Origin of the sequence: Brevundimonas sp., assembly GCF_036659295.1 — a bacterium.
Classification (GTDB): Bacteria; Pseudomonadota; Alphaproteobacteria; order Caulobacterales; family Caulobacteraceae; genus Brevundimonas.
Window position 1 is genome coordinate 1 of sequence record NZ_JAVXCU010000171.1, and the last position, 651, is coordinate 651.

1 protein-coding gene is annotated in these 651 nt (G+C 61.3%); it reads left to right on the forward strand.

Annotated elements, in window-relative coordinates; genetic code table 11:
- A partial coding sequence (locus RSB01_RS14180) for a lyase family protein (RefSeq protein WP_332625769.1) occupies positions 1-651 on the forward strand: 651 nt, incomplete at both ends.

A 651-nucleotide genomic window follows, 5' to 3' on the forward strand; every position in this document is an offset into this window, starting at 1 on the left:
GACCTGCTGCCAAGCCTGCAATCCCTCGCGCAGGGCGGGACGGCGGTCGGTACCGGAATCAACGCGCATCCGGAATTCGCTGCGCGGTTCAGCCGTCAACTCAGCCAGTTGACGCATGTGCAGTTCACCCAAGGCAAAGACCTGTTCGCGCTGATCGGCTCGCAAGACACCGCCGTAGCGGTCTCCGGACAGCTCAAGGCCATCGCTGTGTCGCTGATGAAAATCGCCAACGACCTGCGCTGGATGAACTCCGGCCCCTTGGCCGGTCTCGGCGAAATCGAACTCGAAGCCCTGCAGCCGGGGTCGTCGATCATGCCGGGCAAGGTCAACCCGGTGATCCCGGAAGCGACCGCCATGGTTGCCGCCCAAGTGATCGGCAACGATTCGGTGATCACCATCGCCGGCCAGTCGGGCAATTTCGAGCTGAACGTGATGCTGCCAATCATTGCCCAGAACCTGTTGAGCAGCATCGAGTTACTGGCCAACTCCAGTCGCCTGTTGGCTGACAAAGCCATCGCCAGCTTCAAGGTCAACGAGTCGCGGCTCAAGGAAGCGCTGTCGCGCAATCCGATTCTGGTCACCGCACTCAACCCGGTCATCGGTTACCAGAAAGCCGCCGAGATCGCCAAGCAGGCCTATAAACAGGGTCGC